Consider the following 18,622-nt stretch of genomic DNA (forward strand, 5'->3'; position numbering starts at 1 on the left):
CAATCGCCCTTATTTCGCCGCAAGATCTAGGGGAGAAAGATTTTTCTAAATTTTCTAAAAGAGGTTAGTTATTATGAAAGGTTTAACAGGTAAAAATGTTTTGGTCACTGGTGCTACTTCTGGAATTGGACAAGCGATCGCAGTCCGATTTGCCGAAGAAGGAGCAAATGTTGCCATCAACTACCGCAGAAGTCCTGAAGATGCTCAGGATACCGTTGAAATGGCAATGCAGAAGGCGTGTGGTAAACTCGAAAAATGCGGGGTAAAAGCATTACCAGTGCAAGGAGATGTCTCAAAAGAGGAAGACATCATTAATATGGTAAATACTGTTGTTGAAAAATTCGGCAGCTTAGATATTTTAGTTAATAATGCCGGCATTCAAACCGAAAGTCCATCTCACGAAATTAAAACTGAAGAATTTGATCGCGTCATTAATATTAATCTCCGGGGTGCTTACCTCTGCGCCCGTGAAGCAATTAAACATTTTTTGAATAACAAAATTAACGGCATAATTATTAACGTTTCTAGCGTTCACGAAATTATTCCTAGACCGCTATATGTTAGTTATTCTATTAGCAAAGGAGGGATGGGGAATCTGACAAAAACTCTGGCGTTAGAGTATGCAGATTCTGGTATTAGAGTTAATTCTATCGCGCCTGGAGCAACGATTACGCCTATTAATAGTGCTTGGATTGATGACCCTGACGCAAAAGCCGCAGTTGAGAGCAATATTCCCATGAAACGTGCTGGTACGCCTGAAGAAATGGCAGCAGCAGTGGCTTTTCTTTCATCAGATGAAGCTACTTATATTACTGGACAAACCTTATTTATTGATGGGGGATTAACACTTTATCCTTCTTTTAGCGAACCTTGGACTTCATAACTAAAAAGCTGGATTTATTCCTAAAATCAGCGATTTTCAAAAGCTTATTTTTCTTCTCAAAACTGATGTTAACTGATGCTTAGGTAGACTTTTTAAGCCTCTTCTCGCTTTGGGAAGAGGTTTGAATATCGGTTAAATTTGCTGCATCGAACTTAAGTTAAATTGGCAAATCTTCAGTGCCAAATATTATTAAATTTAGTAAATAAACATTTTAGTAGTTTTGATTTTATTAAAGAAGTAATAACATAAAAATGAGCGAAACATCTGAAAAAAATTTATTAGATAAACTAAGTACTGCCAAGCTAGTACGTTACTTAATTTTATTTGCCCTTGGATGGGGAATATCTCAAGTTTTAGCATATTTTTTTCAAGTAATTATCGTTTTCACCTTAGCAGCAATTTTAGCCTTTTTGCTGAGTTATCCTGTTCAGTGGCTACAACGTTTTTTGCCCCGCACTATAGCAGTTATATTAGTTTTCTTATTGGCTATTTTAATTATTGCTATTTTAACAGCTACGTTAGGTTTTGCAGCTTTATCTCAAGGTCAACAATTAATCAACCAATTTCCAGATTTTATTAATTTTGCCATTTCATTGTTAGAAAGGCTGAGAACGTTTCTGGGTAATTGGAATTTTCAAGTAGATCTCAGCGCCATTGAAGAGCAGCTACGAAATCAAGCTTTAGCTGGGCTTGGCATTGGTTTGGCAACAGTTCAAAGATTACTGACAAGCTTAGTTGATATAGTTTTAATTGCTGTTGTCGCTTTCTTTATGTTGCTGGATGGAGAACGCCTTTGGAATTTCTTTCTGAGGCTGTTTCCGCGCAATCTGAGGCAAAAATTAACGATTTCTATCAAGCAAAATTTTCTGGGATTTTTTTGGGGAAGACTAATTTTAGGCGTATTTTTTGGTGTATCAAGCTTTATTGTATTTTTACTTTTGCAAGTACCATACGCCTTAATTTTAGCTGCGATCGCTGGAGTTTTTGATCTCATCCCTGGCATTGGAGCCACATTAGGAATTAGCCTTGTATCTTTGATTATTTTACCCCAAGGAGTTGGACTCAGCATCAAAGTATTAATTGGTTGTATTCTACTCCAACAAGTAGAAGAAAACTTGTTGATGCCTAGAGTTATGCAAGGTTCGCTAAATATAAATCCGGTAGTGATGTTTTTCTCGCTATTGATAGGCGCTAAAGTCGCAGGACTGCTGGGAGTGTTTCTGGCTGTTCCTATCGCCGGAGTGATAATTAGTTTATTAGAAATGGACGAATTGAAAGCTGAAGAGTAAGTTTTTTGATACTTGAATCTATCTAAAGAAATATTTACTATTCTAAAAAATGGCTTTTTAGAAGTTTAAGATAACTTTCTCTAACCCAAGAGAAAGATGCAACGTTATATACAATCAATGATTTAATGTAATTAGGCAAAATTCGTAAGCATAGCTAAAAGCAAGGCTCCTTTTCCGTCACATTTTACTCACATTTATGGCTAATCCTAAAAATATAACCTAGCTCAATGAGCCAAAATAGCACTGGCAAGGAGATTTTATGGGTGGGCTAATACTTACTTGGTTAGTCACTAGCGTCAGCTTTTTAATTATTGCTAGATTACCAATTGGAGTGGAAATTGATAATTTTGGCAAAGCATTAATCTCTGCTGCGGTTTTTGGAATTTTGAATGCTGTCTTACTGCCAATTTTGACATTCTTTACTTTTCCTTTCATTCTGATTACTTTGGGTTTATTCTTCTTTATTTTGAATGCTATTGTCTTTGGTTTAGCAGCTGCAATAGTGCCAGGATTTAGCTTAAGGTGGGGTTTTTGGAGCGCGTTAATCGGTTCTATAGCGTTATCAGTCATCAACACTATACTGTTGCGGCTGGTAGCACCAATTTTCTAAATAAATAATAGTCAAAAATCAAAACCATATATTTGGATATCAAGAGCTAATGATGTTTTTTTTACGGCAGAAAATCGGCTATTTCCTGGTAGTAATCATGCTGTTTGTAGTGCTAGGTGCTTGTCAACCAGTACCAACAGAGCAGTCACAATCAACCACAGCAACACCAGTAGCAGCCCAAACTCCTGCTACTACTACGTCCTCTATTCCCGTAGCTTATCCCGATCGGGCACTGAGTGCTTCTCCTGCACAGCTACCAAAATTGCCTTACGACTACAATGCATTAGAAAAAGCTATTGATGCAGAAACCATGAAACTGCATCATGACCGACACCACGCAACCTATGTTGATAATCTGAATGATGCGTTGAAAAAGTATCCAGACTTGCAAAAAAGAAGTGTGGAATCTCTGCTGCGTAACATGGAAGGTTTACCGGAAGATATTCGCACAACAGTACGCAACAACGGCGGCGGACACCTCAACCACACAATTTTCTGGCAAATTATGGCCCCCAATGGCGGTGGACAACCGACAGGGGAAATAGCAACAGAAATCAATAAAACTTTCGGTAGTTTTGAAGGATTTAGAAAACAGTTTAACGAAGCAGGTAGCGATCGCTTTGGTAGTGGTTGGGTTTGGTTAGTACGCAATCCCCAAGATCAACTACAAATTACGAATACACCAAATCAAGACAGCCCGATTATGGAAGGTTTATACCCAATTATGGGTAATGACGTATGGGAACACGCGTATTACCTGAGATATCGCAATAGTCGTGCCGACTATTTAAATAATTGGTGGAATGTCGTGAATTGGACGGAAGTTAACAGACGCGCCCAAGCTTCATTGCAACAGAAAACATAGGAGGCCAGCGCCAATGAAAAGTCTGTTGATGAAAAATCCCGTAGTCGTAGGCGTATCTTGGATAGGTGCGTATCTTTTAATTATCCTCTTACCCTTACTAATTCTGCTTCTATACCCGCCCACACCAAATGAACAACGAAGTTTTTGGCTAGAATTTTCTGTAGCCCTCGGCTTCATTGGTTTAGCGATGATGGCAATGCAATTTGCCTTGACTGCTCGTATCAACCGTGTAGAAGCTTCATACGGGATTGACTTGATTCTTCAGTTTCACCGCTACACCTCGATAGTGGCATTCTTGTTCATTCTTGTCCATCCATTAATCTTATTCATCGATAACCCGCAAACACTGCAACTATTAAATTTCATTCAAGCGCCGTGGCGAGCTAGGATGGCAGTAATTGCTACTTTGGCCCTCATAGCGATTATTATCACCTCTATTTGGCGCAAACAGCTTAACATCCCCTATGAACCTTGGCGTACAGCTCATGGCATCTTAGCTGTAATTGCTGTGGGATTTGGTTTGGGACACGCCTTGGGTGTGGGTAACTACTTAGGGCTATTTTGGAAGGGAGTTCTCTGGACTGGTATTGCATTAGCTGCTTTGTGGTTGTTGGTTTACGTCCGCTTGATCAAGCCTTGGTTCATGTTGAAAAAACCTTACTTGGTAGAAGCAGTAATTCCCCAACGGGGCAATGTTTGGAATTTAGTTTTGCGTCCCAGAGGGCATGAGGGAATACGTTTCCAGCCTGGTCAATTTGCTTGGCTTACCTTAGAAATCTCGCCATTTAGAATGCGGGAACATCCATTTTCTATTGCTTCTAGTGCAGAAAATCTTGAACGTCTTGAGTTTGGTATTAAGGCTGTAGGAGACTTCACCAACACAATTAAAGATGTCAAACCAGGCACTAAAGCCTACCTGGATGGGCCTTATGGAGTTTTTACCACAGACCTCTATGAAAATACCGCAGGATTTGTCTTTATTGCCGGAGGTATTGGCATTACACCAATGATAAGTATGCTCGTTACTTTAGCAGAACGTCAGGATGAGCGCCCTTTGCTGTTAATTTATGCGAGCAAAACATGGGAAGACGTAACTTATCGTGAAGAGCTAGAAGCTCTTAAAGATAAATTAGACTTAACAATTGTCCATGTTTTGAGAAAGCCGCCAGAAGAATGGTCAAAAGAGGTAGGGTACGTCGATAAAGAACTACTCGAACGTTACATTCCCAAACGTCCTGCAACTCGAAACTACTTCATTTGTGCTGTACCCAAAATGATGGATCAAGTCGAGGTAGCATTGCACGATTTAGGAGTGCCTGTAACTAATATCCACATGGAACACTACAACCTTGTTTAACAACTAACAACTCTTAATTCAAAAGCTAAAATTTGATTATGCGTTACAGTATTATGCTTCAACTCGTGGTAACTATAACCTTCATTTTTCTCGGAACTTCCGCGTTGTTCGCCTGGTTGCAATATCGTCCATCACCAAATGAGCAAAGCAGAGAGGGCAGTATTTCCTATGTTACCCAGAATTAATTTTTCGATTGTAGATAATTAATTTGAAATTTAAAGTGCAGGCGGGCGCGATCGCCTAGCATAATTTCGTCAGTGATCTACCCAAAAGGCTAGATTAATTTTAATGCCAATTACCCTAATTTAGGTATTTATTCATTTAACTAACCCAACCCTAAACAAGGGCTAATACATTTTAAATACTACCATTAGGAGGCTATGATTTAATGAAAAAAAGCAACGATTTGATCGCAGAAGCTTGGGATAAGTTAGATAAAGCAATTATTTATTATCATGGTCGTCCCATTGGTACAGTAGCTGCCTTAGTACCTGGGTCAGATGCACTCAATTATGACCAATGCTTTATTCGTGATTTTGTCTTATCGGCACTAGCTTTTTTGATTAGTGGTAAACCGGAAATTGTACGCAATTTCTTGATCGAAACTCTCGCTTTGCAGAGCCACGAACCACAAATGGATTCTTTTAAGCCAGGGCCAGGGCTAATGCCAGCCAGTTTTAAGGTAGTCACGAAAGATGGCGAAGAATATTTAACTGCTGATTTTGGGGAACACGCGATCGCTAGAGTTCCGCCTGTTGATTCTTGCTTATGGTGGATTCTTTTATTACGGGCTTATGTAAAATCCACAGGTGATACAGCACTTGCTCATCAAACTGATTTCCAGCAAGGAATCAAGTTAATTCTAGAAATGTGCCTTGCCCATCGGTTCGCCATGTATCCAACGATGTTGGTTCCCGATGGTTCTTTTATGATTGACCGTCGCCTGGGTGTTTATGAACATCCTTTAGAAATTCAAGTCCTTTTCTATGCAGCCTTACGTGCAGCTAGGGAACTTCTACTGCCAATTGATAATAACTATTCTTGCATTCATAGCGTTCATCAACGTTTAGCCACACTGACTTATCATCTCAGAGAATACTACTGGATTGACTTGAAGCGCTTAAATGAAATTTATACCTACAAAGGCGATCAATTTGGTCAAGAAGTAGCAAATAGATTTAATATCTATCCTAATTCAATTCCTATTTGGTTGACTGAATGGTTACCAGATGATGGTGGTTATTTAGCAGGTAATCTCGGCCCTGGACGTATAGATTTTCGCTTTTTTACTTTGGGAAATTTGATGGCGATTATTACCTCTCTAGCTTGCGAGGAAGAATCTCAAAAAATCATGAATTTAATTGAGCAACGCTGGAGTGATTTAGTAGGAAATATGCCGATGAAAATCTGCTTTCCTGCACTAGAGGGCATAGAGTGGCAAATCGTTACAGGACACGATCCTAAAAATACTCCTTGGTCTTATCACAATGGTGGCCATTGGCCAGTTTTACTCTGGCTACTAATAGCAGCCGCGCAAAAAACCAATCGCATAGATATTGCTCGAAAAGCTATTGATATTGCAGAAAATCGTTTATTTCAGGATGAATGGCCAGAATACTACGATGGTAAGAATGGTCGCTTACTGGGCAAAGAAGCCAGAAAATATCAAACCTGGACTATAGCCGGTTTATTAGTAGCAAAAGAGCTAATTTCAAATCCTACTCATTTAGATTTACTTAGTTTTGATATGGAATAAATAAATTTTGAGCCATGATAGCAACGCTTGATATTAAAAAAGCATCTGTTCGCCGCAACCTTTGGTTTGAAAGATTAATTGCCATTCTGGTATTAATTAACTTCAGCTTAGTCTCATTTGATTTGACCTATATACCCTTGCGTGATTTTTACTTGCAAGTATTGCCAGGTTTAACTCAACTGTACGATCCGATTAAAGGTATTCAACCCCATCCTGAAACGCAAAGCTACCTCACAAAAGTAGATGCATTGCAAAATCAGGTTTTACAAACTGGATTGCAATCACCAGAAGCAGAAAGTTTGCTAAGTGAATTACGTCTCTTAAGCAAGCGAATGATTGAGGATAATTCTTTTAATGTACCGGAGAAAAGCGGTGCTTGGGAAAAAATCAAACATGAAATGCGTCTGCATACCAATGAACCGTTTGCCAGAGATGCTTTAGAAGCTTTTTGGAGTTCAGCATATTTATCACAAAGTAGCTGGTCATTAGAAATCGGTTTTTTTGATACCCAAATTCGGTCTTTAATTGAAAGCAATTTCTATCGTGATATTGGCAAATTTGGTAGTTTTGTAAATCGTTTTTGGCTGATAGATTTACCATTTATATTTATTTTTGCCCTAGAATTCATAGCACGGAGTTTTTATATTAGTCGTCGTAATCCTAATTTGTCCTGGCTAGAAGCTATTCTGCGACGTTGGTATGATTTGTTTTTACTACTTCCTTTTTGGCGATGGTTGCGAATTATGCCGCTCACCATTCGTCTTTATCAAGCTAATTTATTAAATGTTGAACCTGTAAGAGCGCAATTTAACCATGACTTGGCGATGAGCTTTGCTGAGGAACTTACAGAGATGGTAGGTGTTCAGATGATTAACCAAATGCAAGATGCAATTCGTCGGGGTGATATAGCAAACTGGTTGTTTCATCCTGAAACTCGCCGTCCCTATGTTCAACTTAATAATACTAATGAAGTAAAAGCTATAGCTAATCGTCTAGTTACCATTAGTTTATATGATGTATTACCTAAAATTCAGCCAGATATAGAGGCTTTAGTACATCACAGTATTCAAAGTACACTTAACGAGTCTCCTATTTATCAACAAATACAAAGTTTTCCAGGTTTAAGTCACCTCCCAAGTCAAATAGCAGAGAACTTAACTAAATATTTTTATCAAACAGCTTATAACAACTTCGTCAAATCTTTTGAAGACCCAGTAGTGGCAAAACTAACTGATAATTTGATTACAAATTTTAGAGACTCGTTAGAAGAAGAGTTACAAAAAAAGCATAATTTACAAGAAATTCAAACTTGGTTAGTGGATATGTTAGAGGAGATAAAAATTAATTACGTTAAAAATATTTCTGAAGGTGGAATGGAAAAACTTGTAGAAGAAACAGAAAATTTGCGTTACGTAATTAGATAGAAACGTTTGTCATGAATTTTGGGAGAAAAAATATGAAGCTTGCAAGCAACTTATTTATAAGCATAGTCTTGCTAGGGCTTACTTCTTGCAATGCCACTACATCTGAGTCAGAGATTGCTAATAACAATCAAGACCAAGCAACAGTTGAACAAGTTGCAGCTAGTAATCAAGCATGTACCCTAGTAGAAGATGGCTTTGGCCCTCAAGGACAGACCAAGGTGCGGGTTGAAGAGGTGGTAACAGGACTTGAGGTTCCTTGGGGAATTGTTTTTCTGCGGAATCGAGATATGTTGGTCACTGAACGAGCTGGGCGGGTTAGGCTTGTACGGGATAGCAAACTTGTGCAAAAGCCTGTAGCTACTATTAATGTTACAGATAGCGGCGAAGGAGGTTTGCTCGGTATTGCAGCTCATCCAAACTTTGCTAACAACCGACTTTTCTACGTTTACTACACCACTGATAAGAACGGGTCGCAAGTCAATCGTGTTGAACGGTGGCGTCTATCCCCAAATGGATTGAGCGCTTCATCCGATAGAATCATTCTCGATGACATTCCAGTGGCTTTGTATCACAATGGTGGTCGCCTGCGCTTTGGCCCTGATAGAATGCTTTACATCGGCACTGGTGATGCCAGAAAGCCGGAAACTTCCCAAGATTTTAATAACCTAGCTGGAAAGATACTGCGCGTGACACCAGATGGACAAGTACCGCAAGATAATCCATTTCCAGGTAATCCTGTGTATATCACTGGTATTCGTAACACTCAAGGATTTGATTGGGCTGATACATCAACTCTATGGGTGACGGATCACGGGCCCAGTGGCGAGTTGGGCAGAAGTGGACATGACAAACTCAGCGTAGCAAGAGCAGGTGACAACCTGGGTTGGCCTACTATCTACCGCTGCGAATCAAGGGAAGGACTTGTAACCCCGTCTCTTGTATGGCGTCAAGCTACTCCTCCTGGGGGTGCAGCAATCTATACTGGAAATTCTATCTCGGAGTGGAAGGGCAACTTAATTATTGCAACTCTCGGTTCCGAACACCTGCATCGTGTCGTTTTCGATCCTCAGTCTCCCCAGAAAATCGAACGTCATGAAGTTTATTTGCAAGGTCAGCAGGGGCGTTTGAGAGAAGCGGTTATGGGGCCAGATGGCGAACTGTACGTCACAACTAGCAACTGCGACGGACGAGGAAATTGCCCACCACAGCAAGACAAAATTCTTCGCATCACTCAGTGAAAAATATCAAAAAAGCTGGCTGCGATATCAAGATGGCGATCTGATTTGATAACGTACTAGGCTCCTAACGTTTTCATGAGTTATTCCTAGTTCTTGTGCAATCATTGCTTCAACCATATTAACTTTTACTACCGGCAAAGCAATTTCAAATTTTGTAAGTAAGTCGTTAGCAGTTATGACCTCAACGTTGCTAAATCCTTGCTCGCGATCAATTTCAGCTTTAATTGCTTGCAAATTGATCGGAAGCTGTAAAACAAGTTGTGCATTGCCTTTAAGTTTGACTAATTTAGAAGTTAATTCTAGTTTTTTTGCGATCGCCCTACAGCCCTTCGGGCATCCTACGGCAGGCGCTGCGCTCCACGCGATCGCAGTTTCCAGCGCGTTAGATGGTTGATTCGGCAACTCAAATTCCAAATATTTGATTACAGAATTTGCAGTCTTGACTTCAACTTGAGTAAAATCTTCTCCTTTGTTAATTTCAATGGCAATGACTGTTACATTCAGCTTTAGCTGTATTGGTAATTGCGTATCAGCTTGTAGCTTGTCTAATGTCCCATAAGAATGGCTCAATAAATGTTTTGTCAGCAGTTCACCGCCAACCCAAAAGCTGATTCCCAACAGTAGTAAAGTTAGTGCCCAAAGCACAACTTGTATATGCCAAGAATGTAGTATTGGTAACCAACGAGCTTTTGACATAAGTTTTATTCCGCATAGGCGCTTAGGCATCTAAAATCTGACTGCTGGAAGACGTGGGCAGTACTAGGCTTGTCTATTATGAACAAGGTGTAGGCAATTTTATTGTAAAGACCTATCACCTAAATGAAATGGCTTATGCGAATTTTAGTTGTAGAAGACGATCCCGAACAATTAGAGCCATTACAGGGTGTACTGTCGGAAGCCGGATATAGTGTGGATGGCGTAGAAGATGGGGAAACAGCACAATGGTTGTTATCCCAGAAAGAATATGACCTGTTAATTGTGGATTGGATGTTACCAACGATTAGCGGGTTAAGTCTTTGTCGCCAGTATCGCCAAGCCGGTAAAACAGCGCCAGTGCTGATGTTGACTGCCAAGGATACAACACTAGATAAAGTAGCAGGTTTAGATGCCGGAGCAGATGACTATTTAGTTAAACCTGCCGATCTAGTAGAACTTTTGGCGCGGGTACGTGCTTTGAGGCGGCGATCGCCTTTGTGGCAAGGAGACACTCTCTCCATTGCAAATTTACAACTGCATTTGACTAGCTTAACTGTGGAACGGGATCAGGCAAGTGTCGAATTATCACCCCGTGAGGCTCAACTGTTAGAATATTTGATGCGTCACCCCAATCAAATCTTAACTCGCACTCAAATTGAAGAAGCTTTGTGGGAATGGGGTATGGAACCAGAAAGCAATGCCTTAACTGTGTTAGTACGCAAGTTACGACATCGGTTGCAGTTAGTTGGTGCAGCAGATTGGATTAAAACAGTCTACGGTATGGGTTATTGCCTCAAACCTTTAGAGAATTAAATAAATGTTTGGTCGTAGCCGTCGCAATCTCGCTTGTTGGTTCACCCTGACAATGGGAAGTATTTTGATTATGTTTGCGGCGGTGGTTTACTATCTCAAAGTCATTGATGAGTTAGAAAGCCTGGATCGATTACTCTACAAAAAAACCAGGGTGATGGCAGCTAATGTGGAATCTACGCTGCACAATAGACAGCAACATATAGACTTGGAAAATGTCCCGTTGTTAGGGAGTAGGGTACCGCCGCCACTCGATAGCGAACTTGTGTATGCGCGTTGGTATAATGCCCAAAAACAACTCGTGCAATTTTTTGGTGATACCCCCAGTGAACTGTTAAAAGTGAAGGCTGGATTTAAAACTCTCAACAGTGAAAATCACCAAGCGTGGCTACGTCAGGTAACCTTACCTGTTTACCAAAATGGTTTATTAATTGGTTATTTGCAGGTAGCAATACCACTGACAACTACTGAAAATAATTTGGCTGACTTTCGGCTGGTTTTGGCTATTTCAGTACCTACAACCTTGGGATTGATTACTCTTGCTGGTTGGTGGTTGGGAGGTTTAGCAATGCAACCAATTCGTTACAGCTATGAGCAACTACAACGCTTTACAGCCGATGCTTCCCATGAATTGCGATCGCCTTTAGCAGCAGTTATTAGCAATGCCCAGTTTGGCTCAATCTCATCGTGTAGCAATCCTGAACAGCAACGTCAGCGCTTTCAGAAAGTTGTTGATATCGCTAAGTCAATGAGTCTTTTGGTAGATAATCTGCTGTTTTTGGCGCGTCATGAAGGTCGATTACCTGCTAAATTATTGCAAGAAGTCAACTTAAACAATTTGCTGTTGAAGCTAGTAGACGACTATGCAAAACAACCTGTGGCACAACATCTGAGCTTAAATTGCGAGTTGCCTACTAACAGTGTGAATGTGATAGCTGAAAAAGACCTACTATCTCAAGCAATTATTAATTTGCTTAGTAATGCCTGTAAATATACTCCTGCTGGTGGCAAAGTGCAGTTAAAAATTTTTACCCAGCCACATCAGGCAATAATTCAAGTTGTAGATAATGGTATCGGGATTCCTGAACCTGACTTGCACCATATCTTCGAGCGATTTTATCGGGTTGATAAAAAGCGTTCCCGCAAAACTGGCGGGTTTGGTTTAGGATTAGCGATCGCACAACAAATAGTTCAAGCCCACGGCGGTGTGATTCGTGCTTTTAGTGTAGTCGGGCAAGGGTCAACTTTTGAAATTATTTTACCGCTGAATAAATAATTATCTTTTATGGTGTGTTTTATTTTTTGTAAGTCCCCAACTTGCATAAGTTAGGATTAAGAGACTGAAGCTAGTAAGCTGAAACTATTGTCTTATATTGTCGGTTAACTAATTAAATGTCGTCTTAACAAATTAATGTCGTTGAAATATTAAGGCTACAATCCTCACTGCACAAAGATTATAGCTTTTTTAGCTTCCATTCAACTTTTATAAAGGTTGAACAAATTAAATATCGCTATTTAAATAATTAACATTTTATTTGTCGTTTTGTCAAAATAATCGATTTCCAAATTTTGATTGATTCATAACAAAATAATTGTCGTTTTGTATAAGTAGTTCGTTAATAAACAATTAAATGTCGTTTTTTGGGACAAAGTAGTATGATATTTATTGAGCAATAATACACACATACTAATTATGTCATGCTCCGACTAAAGCCTCATTCTCTATAGTTGCAAGAACAGCACTTGGAGACGAGTTTTTTCGGAGGAGCTTTGTGGCAGCTAAGTTTCGCATCTCAATACCGAAGTTGAGGGTGTGAGATGCAGCTTTTTATTAGAAGCAGCTTTAAGTATTTACAGAATTTCCAGCAATGGAGTTATCTTATGGGTGAAACGCTAAACTCCGATGAGGGTAATACATCTTTAGCTTTTGATAGTTCGGATGAGCTTGACGAAATTTTGGAGGATGAGGACGCAGAACCAACGAACACAATTATTACTCAACTCTCGGATGAAGCCAAGCTGAGGATGGAGGTATTACAGAGTTTAATTGAGCCATGCGATCGCAAAACCTATGGAATCAAACTTAAGCAAGCAGCAGAAAAGCTTGGTAAGACGGTTCGGACGGTGCAGCGACTTGTTAAAAAGTATCAAGAACAAGGTTTATCGGCTATTACCGAACCAGAACGTTCTGATAAAGGTAATTACCGTATTGATGAGGAATGGCAAGAGTTTATTGTCAAAACCTATAAGGAAGGCAATAAAAGCGGTAGAAAAATGACTCCCGCTCAAGTTGCGATTCGAGTTCAAGTGAGAGCGGAACAATTGGGTTTAGAAAGATACCCCAGCCACATGACTGTTTACCGAGTTCTCAATCCAATTATTGAGCGCAAAGAGCAGAAGCAGAAAGTTAGAAATATTGGTTGGCGTGGTTCACGGGTATCGCATCAAACCCGTGATGGACAAACTTTGGAGCCAAGATACAGCAACCATACTTGGCAGTGCGACCATACAAAATTGGATGTAATGCTGGTTGACCAGTATGGCGAAACTTTAGCACGTCCTTGGCTGACCAAAATTACAGATAGCTATTCGCGGTGCATTATGGGGATTCATTTAGGTTTTGATGCACCAAGTTCTTTGGTTGTAGCTTTGGCTATGCGTCATGCTGTGTTACCAAAAAAGTATCCTTCGGAATATAAACTTCATTGTGAGTGGGGAACCTTTGGTATTCCAGAAAATTTGTTTACTGATGGTGGCAAGGATTTTCGCTCGGAGCATTTAAAACAAATTGGATTTCAACTTGGATTTGAATGCCATTTACGCGATCGCCCCAGTGAAGGTGGTATTGAAGAACGCAGTTTCGGTACTATCAACACAGATTTTTTATCTGGGTTTTATGGCTATTTAGGTTCTAATATTCAGCAACGTCCAGAAAATGCCGAAGAAGAAGCTTGTATTACGCTGCGAGACTTACAACTACTAATTGTTCGCTATGTTGTTGATAACTACAATCAGCGACTTGATGCTCGTAGCGGACAAACGCGGTTTCAACGCTGGGAAGCTGGTTTACCTGCACTACCAAGTTTAATTGACGAGCGGCAATTAGATATTTGTTTGATGAAAAAGACACGCCGCAGTATTTACAAAGGTGGGTATGTGAGTTTTGAAAACATTACCTACCGGGGGGAATACTTAGCAGCTTATGCGGGTGAGGGTGTAATACTGCGATTTGACCCTAGAGACATATCAACAGTTTTTGTATATCGTCAAGATTCGGGTAAAGAAGTGTTGTTGTCTCAGGCTCATGCAATTGACTTAGAAACAGAGCAGATTTCCTTGGAAGAAGCGAAAGCAGCAAGTCGAAAAATTCGGGATACGGGTAAGCAGGTAAGTAATAAATCTATTCTGGCAGAGGTGCGGGATAGGGACGTTTTTATAAAGCAGAAGAAAAAGAGCCAAAGAGAACATAAAAAAGAAGAACAAGCTCAAGTTCATTCGGTATACAAGCCTCCTCAAATTCACGAACCAGTTGAACAAACACAAGAAACACCTCAGCTACAAAAGCGGCGACCTAGAGTATATGACTACGAACAACTTCGTCGAGATTATGACGATTAGTTTGATAGAAATCGGTCGAAATTAAGCAAATAAAATATTCGATATTCACAGATTATGACAGATGAATCTTTGCGTAGATGGGTACAGAATTTATGGGGAGATGACCCAATACCAGAAGAATTGATGCCACAAATTGAACGGCTGATTACTCCCAGCGTAGTAGAGCTTGACCATATCCAAAGAATTCATGATTGGTTGGATAGTTTGCGTCTTTCCAAACAATGTGGTCGAATTGTTGCGCCACCACGAGCGGGGAAGTCAGTTACTTGTGATGTTTATAAACTCCTGAATAAACCGCAAAAAAGAACAGGTAAGCGTGATATTGTACCTGTCTTGTATATGCAAGTTCCAGGGGATTGTTCGGCAGGGGAACTACTAACATTAATTTTAGAAAGTTTGAAATATGATGCAACTTCGGGTAAATTGACTGATTTGCGACGACGAGTGCTGCGGCTCATTAAAGAGTCAAAAGTCGAAATGTTGATTATTGATGAAGCAAATTTTTTGAAATTAAATACCTTTAGCGAAATAGCTCGGATTTACGATTTATTGAAAATTGCAATTGTGCTTGTGGGAACTGATGGTCTGGATAATCTCATCAAGAAGGAGCCTTATATTCATGACCGTTTCATCGAATGTTATCGTTTGCAATTAGTGTCAGAGAAAAAATTTGCTGAGTTATTACAAATTTGGGAAGATGAAGTTTTGTGTTTACCAGTACCATCAAATTTAACTAGAAAAGAAACTTTAATGCCGTTGTACCAAAAAACAGGTGGCAAGATTGGTTTGGTAGATAGGGTTTTAAGACGAACAGCAATTTTATCTTTGAGAAAAGGGTTAAGTAATATCGATAAAGCAACTTTAGATGAGGTTCTGGAGTGGTTTGAGTAATGGAAAATATAGAGAAAAAAACCAGATTTTTTGATATTGAACTACTCCAAGGTGAAAGCTTAAGCCATTTTTTAGGACGCTTTCGTAGGGAGAATTATTTAACTACTACTCAACTTGGTAAATTGACTGGTTTAGGTGCTGTTATTGGTAGGTGGGAGAAGTTTTATTTCAACCCGTTTCCGACACAGCAGGAGTTGGAAGCTTTGGCTGGTATAGTTGGTGTGGAAGTTGAGAAGCTTAGAGAGATTCTGCCACCAAAGGGTGTGACTATGAAACCCAGACCAATTAGGTTATGTGGTGCTTGCTATGCAGAAGTACCTTATCACCGTATGAAGTGGCAATTCAAAGATAAGATGAAATGCGATCGCCACAACTTAGGCTTATTAACTAAATGTACTAACTGTGAAACCCCTTTCCCGATTCCTTCTGATTGGGTACAAGGGGAATGTTCTCACTGTTTTTTGCCGTTTGCAACAATGGCGAAACGTCAGAAGCGTTACTGAGGTTACTAGACAGCTAAATTTTCTACCTAAAATAACTTTAAACAAGAAAGAGACGTGCTGAAATTCACGTCTCTAGGCGATGGAAAAAAATTTATGCCAGTGGTTACGCTACATCAGCCACCAGCAACCCGTTAACAGCAATGATGAATAGCTGTGCTAATTCAGGGGTGTCACAACAGGGTCTGTCATCGCTATTACAGGGTTGTGCTACCCATTTGCCTTCAACGTTCTGATAAAAAGTTCCCAGCAGATGATAGCTGTTCCAAACTCGATACAGTTCTCCAAGATCATCTGGTACTGAATCGATTTCAATTTCTGGCGCTACTTGGTCTGTTAGCTGCTCAATGTATTCCTCAAACCCTAATTGAGCCGAGGTTTGGTTATCAAACTCTTCTTGTACAATCATCTAAGTAACCTCATCGATGGGGTTCCGCAAAAGGCGATCGCGGACTCTTCCCGGAGAGCGATCGCTTTTGTTTTGTCTATCAATTAATCTACGTGACGTGTAGATATACGTCAAGTGTAGATTTATAAAACTTAGAATGATATAAATCTACTTCTAAACTTAAATAATGACGAGTAGAGAAATCTACATCTAACAGCTACTAAACTGGGGATGTAGTAATATGCCTATGGATAAAGTGATTCGCTGGAAATTAAATGAAGTAATGGCGCGAAAGCGAGTGAGGAATAAGAATTTAGCTGAGGCGTTAGGAATAACTGAAAATTCAGTGTACAGGCTACGTAAGGTTGATGAAATGCCACGATTAACCCCAGAAAGGTTAAATGGCATTTGTAAGGCATTGGATTGTCAACCTGGGGAACTTTTGGAATATGTGCCCAATGATAACGATGGCAAGGAAAGTTCTATCGTTGAAGTAGTGTGATTTCACGATCTTGAGCATTGCAGAGCAATTGTATTCATTCGCCATTAAAAGATTATCTATCTTAAAAGCTTCAGCAGCTAGTTTCTTTGAATGTAAATGCAGGGTGATCGCTATTGTTAATATTCATCACAAGTGATAAAGTTCTGTACTTTTCTGGAATCTAGAATGTCGGTATTGTATTAGTTTCATCGTATTTAAGTGTGATGTGTACGCCCTTCCCTTACCCATGAACGAAAAGCGTCAGCAAGCCCATCTCAACCTTATTCAAAGCCTGTTGAATTGTCGTAGTGACGATGAAATCCGAGAGATTTTAGCAGCAAACCAAGGATTAGTAGATGTTGGCTTCTTACAGACGGTAGAAGCAGTAACAAAGATATTTTTGCAACAGGGAGATGAAAAAACAGCGAATTGGTTGCAAGGTTTGGCAATGCAACCAATGGAAGCGTTGAATCTAGATACTACAGTAGATTTGCAATCCCTAGGTGAGGAGGAGATAAAAGCATATTTTCAATTCTTGATGGAGGTATTACAAGTAACTGAAAACAGTATGGGTAATTGCCAGGTAGTTTACCCCTTACTAGCAAAAAATATAGGTAAACTTGACGGAGCGTTAGCAGAAATATTGCGCTGTTGGGGGACAAATATACTGAGAAAAGTCCAAGCAGATGAGGCAGAATACTTAGCAGCAGTTATTGTCGAATTTAGCAATATTATTAAGCAATTCCCCTGGGCTAACAAAGCCAGCAATATGGAAATTGCTATTACTGGTTATGAAGTTGTGCTAAAAGTTTGCACTAAGGAAGCTTTACCTATTGATTGGGCTGCAACGCAAAATAATCTCGCCAATGCCTACAGCAATAGAATCAAAGGAGACAGGGCAGATAACATCGAAACAGCGATCTCTGCTTATAATGCTGCTTTAACTGTCAGAACCAACGAAGAATTCCCTGTTGATTGGGCTGCAACGCAAAATAATCTCGCCAATGCCTACAGAGAGAGAATCAAAGGAGACAGGGCAGAAAACATCGAAACAGCGATCTCTGCTTATACTGCTGCTTTAACTGTCTTCACTAAGGAAGAATTCCCTGTTGATTGGGCTGTAACGCAAAATAATCTCGCTGCTGCTTACAATGACAGAATCAAAGGAAACAGAGCAGATAACATTGAAACAGCGATCTCTGCTTATAGTGCTGCTTTAACTGTCTACACTAGGGAAGAATTCCCTGTTGATTGGGCAACAACGCAAAATAATCTCGCTCTTGCCTACAGCAATAGAATCAAAGGAGATAAGGCAGATAACATCGAAACAGCGATCTCTGCTTATACTGCTGCTTTAACTGTCAGAACCAAGGAAGCTTTACCTATTGATTGGGCAACAACGCAAAATAATCTCGCCAATGCCTATAGCAATAGAATCAAAGAAGAAAAGGTAGATAACATCGAAAAAGCGATCTCTGCTTATACTGTTGCTTTAACTGTCAGAACCAAGGAAGCTTTACCTGTCGATTGGGCTGCAACGCAAAATAATCTCGCTGCTGCTTACAATGACAGAATCAAAGGAGACAGGGCAGATAACATTGAAACAGCGATCGCTGCTTATACTGCTGCTTTAACTGTCTACACTAGGGAAGAATTCCCTGTTGATTGGGCTGCAACGCAAAATAATCTCGCTGCTGCTTACAATGACAGAATCAAAGGAGACAGGGCAGATAACATTGAAACAGCGATCGCTGCTTATACTGCTGCTTTAACTGTCAGAACCAACGAAGAATTCCCTGTTGATTGGGCTGCAACG

17 protein-coding genes are annotated in these 18,622 nt (G+C 40.0%); 15 read left to right on the forward strand and 2 right to left on the reverse strand.

Features of this window, described 5'->3' with window-relative positions; genetic code table 11:
* The first annotated feature begins 73 nt into the window (after positions 1–73).
* The 8 genes from AC5JL8_RS04610 (at position 74) to AC5JL8_RS04645 (ending at position 9,422) form a co-directional block, all read left to right on the forward strand.
* Positions 74–883: a glucose 1-dehydrogenase gene (locus tag AC5JL8_RS04610; protein ID WP_495878600.1), complete on the forward strand. Its 810-nt coding sequence runs from the start codon at positions 74–76 to the stop codon at positions 881–883.
* A 251-nt stretch (positions 884–1,134) separates the two neighbouring features.
* A complete protein-coding gene (locus tag AC5JL8_RS04615) occupies positions 1,135–2,172 on the forward strand; it encodes an AI-2E family transporter (protein WP_495878601.1) in 1,038 nt (345 codons plus the stop codon).
* Positions 2,173–2,431: 259 nt separating this feature from the next.
* Positions 2,432–2,782 carry a phage holin family protein gene (locus AC5JL8_RS04620; RefSeq protein ID WP_495878602.1) on the forward strand — a complete coding sequence of 117 codons (351 nt, stop codon included), beginning with the start codon at positions 2,432–2,434 and terminating at the stop codon, positions 2,780–2,782.
* 49 nt (positions 2,783–2,831) lie between these two features.
* Positions 2,832–3,647, forward strand: a complete 816-nt coding sequence (locus AC5JL8_RS04625; protein ID WP_495878603.1) for a superoxide dismutase — start codon at positions 2,832–2,834, stop codon at positions 3,645–3,647.
* A 13-nt stretch (positions 3,648–3,660) separates the two neighbouring features.
* Positions 3,661–5,004 carry a ferredoxin reductase family protein gene (locus AC5JL8_RS04630; protein ID WP_495878604.1) on the forward strand — a complete coding sequence of 448 codons (1,344 nt, stop codon included), beginning with the start codon at positions 3,661–3,663 and terminating at the stop codon, positions 5,002–5,004.
* A gap of 388 nt (positions 5,005–5,392) precedes the next feature.
* A complete protein-coding gene (locus AC5JL8_RS04635) occupies positions 5,393–6,760 on the forward strand; it encodes a glycoside hydrolase 100 family protein (protein ID WP_495878605.1) in 1,368 nt (455 codons plus the stop codon).
* A 14-nt stretch (positions 6,761–6,774) separates the two neighbouring features.
* Positions 6,775–8,184, forward strand: a complete 1,410-nt coding sequence (locus AC5JL8_RS04640) for a hypothetical protein (RefSeq protein ID WP_495878606.1) — start codon at positions 6,775–6,777, stop codon at positions 8,182–8,184.
* A 32-nt stretch (positions 8,185–8,216) separates the two neighbouring features.
* On the forward strand, positions 8,217–9,422 hold the full coding sequence (locus AC5JL8_RS04645) for a PQQ-dependent sugar dehydrogenase (RefSeq protein WP_495878607.1): 1,206 nt from the start codon (positions 8,217–8,219) through the stop codon (positions 9,420–9,422).
* Positions 9,423–9,449: 27 nt separating this feature from the next.
* Here AC5JL8_RS04645 and AC5JL8_RS04650 read toward each other — a convergent pair whose 3' ends face one another.
* On the reverse strand, positions 9,450–10,118 hold the full coding sequence (locus AC5JL8_RS04650; RefSeq protein ID WP_495878608.1) for a hypothetical protein: 669 nt from the start codon (positions 10,116–10,118) through the stop codon (positions 9,450–9,452).
* A 135-nt stretch (positions 10,119–10,253) separates the two neighbouring features.
* Between AC5JL8_RS04650 and rppA the strand changes: the two genes are divergently transcribed.
* From rppA to AC5JL8_RS04675, 5 genes are all read left to right on the forward strand, one after another.
* Positions 10,254–10,931 carry a two-component system response regulator RppA gene (rppA, locus tag AC5JL8_RS04655; protein WP_495878609.1) on the forward strand — a complete coding sequence of 226 codons (678 nt, stop codon included), beginning with the start codon at positions 10,254–10,256 and terminating at the stop codon, positions 10,929–10,931.
* 4 nt (positions 10,932–10,935) lie between these two features.
* On the forward strand, positions 10,936–12,204 hold the full coding sequence (locus tag AC5JL8_RS04660; protein WP_495878610.1) for a sensor histidine kinase: 1,269 nt from the start codon (positions 10,936–10,938) through the stop codon (positions 12,202–12,204).
* Between the two features lie 605 nt (positions 12,205–12,809).
* Positions 12,810–14,546, forward strand: a complete 1,737-nt coding sequence (locus AC5JL8_RS04665; RefSeq protein WP_495878611.1) for a transposase — start codon at positions 12,810–12,812, stop codon at positions 14,544–14,546.
* Positions 14,547–14,600: 54 nt separating this feature from the next.
* Positions 14,601–15,437, forward strand: a complete 837-nt coding sequence (locus tag AC5JL8_RS04670; protein ID WP_495878612.1) for a TniB family NTP-binding protein — start codon at positions 14,601–14,603, stop codon at positions 15,435–15,437.
* The gene (locus tag AC5JL8_RS04675; protein WP_495878613.1) at positions 15,437–15,940 is read left to right on the forward strand and encodes a TniQ family protein; all 504 of its coding nucleotides are present in this window, start codon (positions 15,437–15,439) and stop codon (positions 15,938–15,940) included. The genes AC5JL8_RS04670 and AC5JL8_RS04675 overlap by 1 nt, the downstream gene beginning before the upstream one ends.
* 103 nt (positions 15,941–16,043) lie before the next feature.
* On the opposite strand, the gene AC5JL8_RS04680 is transcribed toward AC5JL8_RS04675, so the two are convergent.
* Complete coding sequence (locus tag AC5JL8_RS04680; RefSeq protein WP_495878614.1) at positions 16,044–16,346, reverse strand: hypothetical protein; 303 nt, start codon at positions 16,344–16,346, stop codon at positions 16,044–16,046.
* Positions 16,347–16,566: 220 nt separating this feature from the next.
* On the opposite strand from AC5JL8_RS04680, the gene AC5JL8_RS04685 reads away from it, so the two are divergent.
* Together AC5JL8_RS04685 and AC5JL8_RS04690 are read left to right on the forward strand one after the other, a co-directional pair.
* On the forward strand, positions 16,567–16,827 hold the full coding sequence (locus tag AC5JL8_RS04685) for a helix-turn-helix domain-containing protein (RefSeq protein WP_086758425.1): 261 nt from the start codon (positions 16,567–16,569) through the stop codon (positions 16,825–16,827).
* Between the two features lie 226 nt (positions 16,828–17,053).
* A partial coding sequence (locus AC5JL8_RS04690) for a tetratricopeptide repeat protein (RefSeq protein ID WP_495878615.1) occupies positions 17,054–18,622 on the forward strand: 1,569 nt, incomplete at its 3' end.

This window comes from Mojavia sp. (assembly GCF_059505145.1).

Coding starts and splice junctions, on each gene's coding strand:
- AC5JL8_RS04620 (WP_495878602.1), top strand. CDS start 2,432: ATGGGTGGGCTAATACTTACTTGGTTAGTCACTAGCGTCAGCTTTTTA.
- AC5JL8_RS04630 (WP_495878604.1), top strand. CDS start 3,661: ATGAAAAGTCTGTTGATGAAAAATCCCGTAGTCGTAGGCGTATCTTGG.
- AC5JL8_RS04660 (WP_495878610.1), top strand. CDS start 10,936: ATGTTTGGTCGTAGCCGTCGCAATCTCGCTTGTTGGTTCACCCTGACA.
- AC5JL8_RS04625 (WP_495878603.1), top strand. CDS start 2,832: ATGATGTTTTTTTTACGGCAGAAAATCGGCTATTTCCTGGTAGTAATC.
- AC5JL8_RS04670 (WP_495878612.1), top strand. CDS start 14,601: ATGACAGATGAATCTTTGCGTAGATGGGTACAGAATTTATGGGGAGAT.
- rppA (WP_495878609.1), top strand. CDS start 10,254: ATGCGAATTTTAGTTGTAGAAGACGATCCCGAACAATTAGAGCCATTA.
- AC5JL8_RS04615 (WP_495878601.1), top strand. CDS start 1,135: ATGAGCGAAACATCTGAAAAAAATTTATTAGATAAACTAAGTACTGCC.
- AC5JL8_RS04650 (WP_495878608.1), bottom strand. CDS start 10,118: ATGTCAAAAGCTCGTTGGTTACCAATACTACATTCTTGGCATATACAA.
- AC5JL8_RS04610 (WP_495878600.1), top strand. CDS start 74: ATGAAAGGTTTAACAGGTAAAAATGTTTTGGTCACTGGTGCTACTTCT.
- AC5JL8_RS04640 (WP_495878606.1), top strand. CDS start 6,775: ATGATAGCAACGCTTGATATTAAAAAAGCATCTGTTCGCCGCAACCTT.
- AC5JL8_RS04635 (WP_495878605.1), top strand. CDS start 5,393: ATGAAAAAAAGCAACGATTTGATCGCAGAAGCTTGGGATAAGTTAGAT.
- AC5JL8_RS04680 (WP_495878614.1), bottom strand. CDS start 16,346: ATGATTGTACAAGAAGAGTTTGATAACCAAACCTCGGCTCAATTAGGG.
- AC5JL8_RS04675 (WP_495878613.1), top strand. CDS start 15,437: ATGGAAAATATAGAGAAAAAAACCAGATTTTTTGATATTGAACTACTC.
- AC5JL8_RS04665 (WP_495878611.1), top strand. CDS start 12,810: ATGGGTGAAACGCTAAACTCCGATGAGGGTAATACATCTTTAGCTTTT.
- AC5JL8_RS04685 (WP_086758425.1), top strand. CDS start 16,567: ATGCCTATGGATAAAGTGATTCGCTGGAAATTAAATGAAGTAATGGCG.
- AC5JL8_RS04645 (WP_495878607.1), top strand. CDS start 8,217: ATGAAGCTTGCAAGCAACTTATTTATAAGCATAGTCTTGCTAGGGCTT.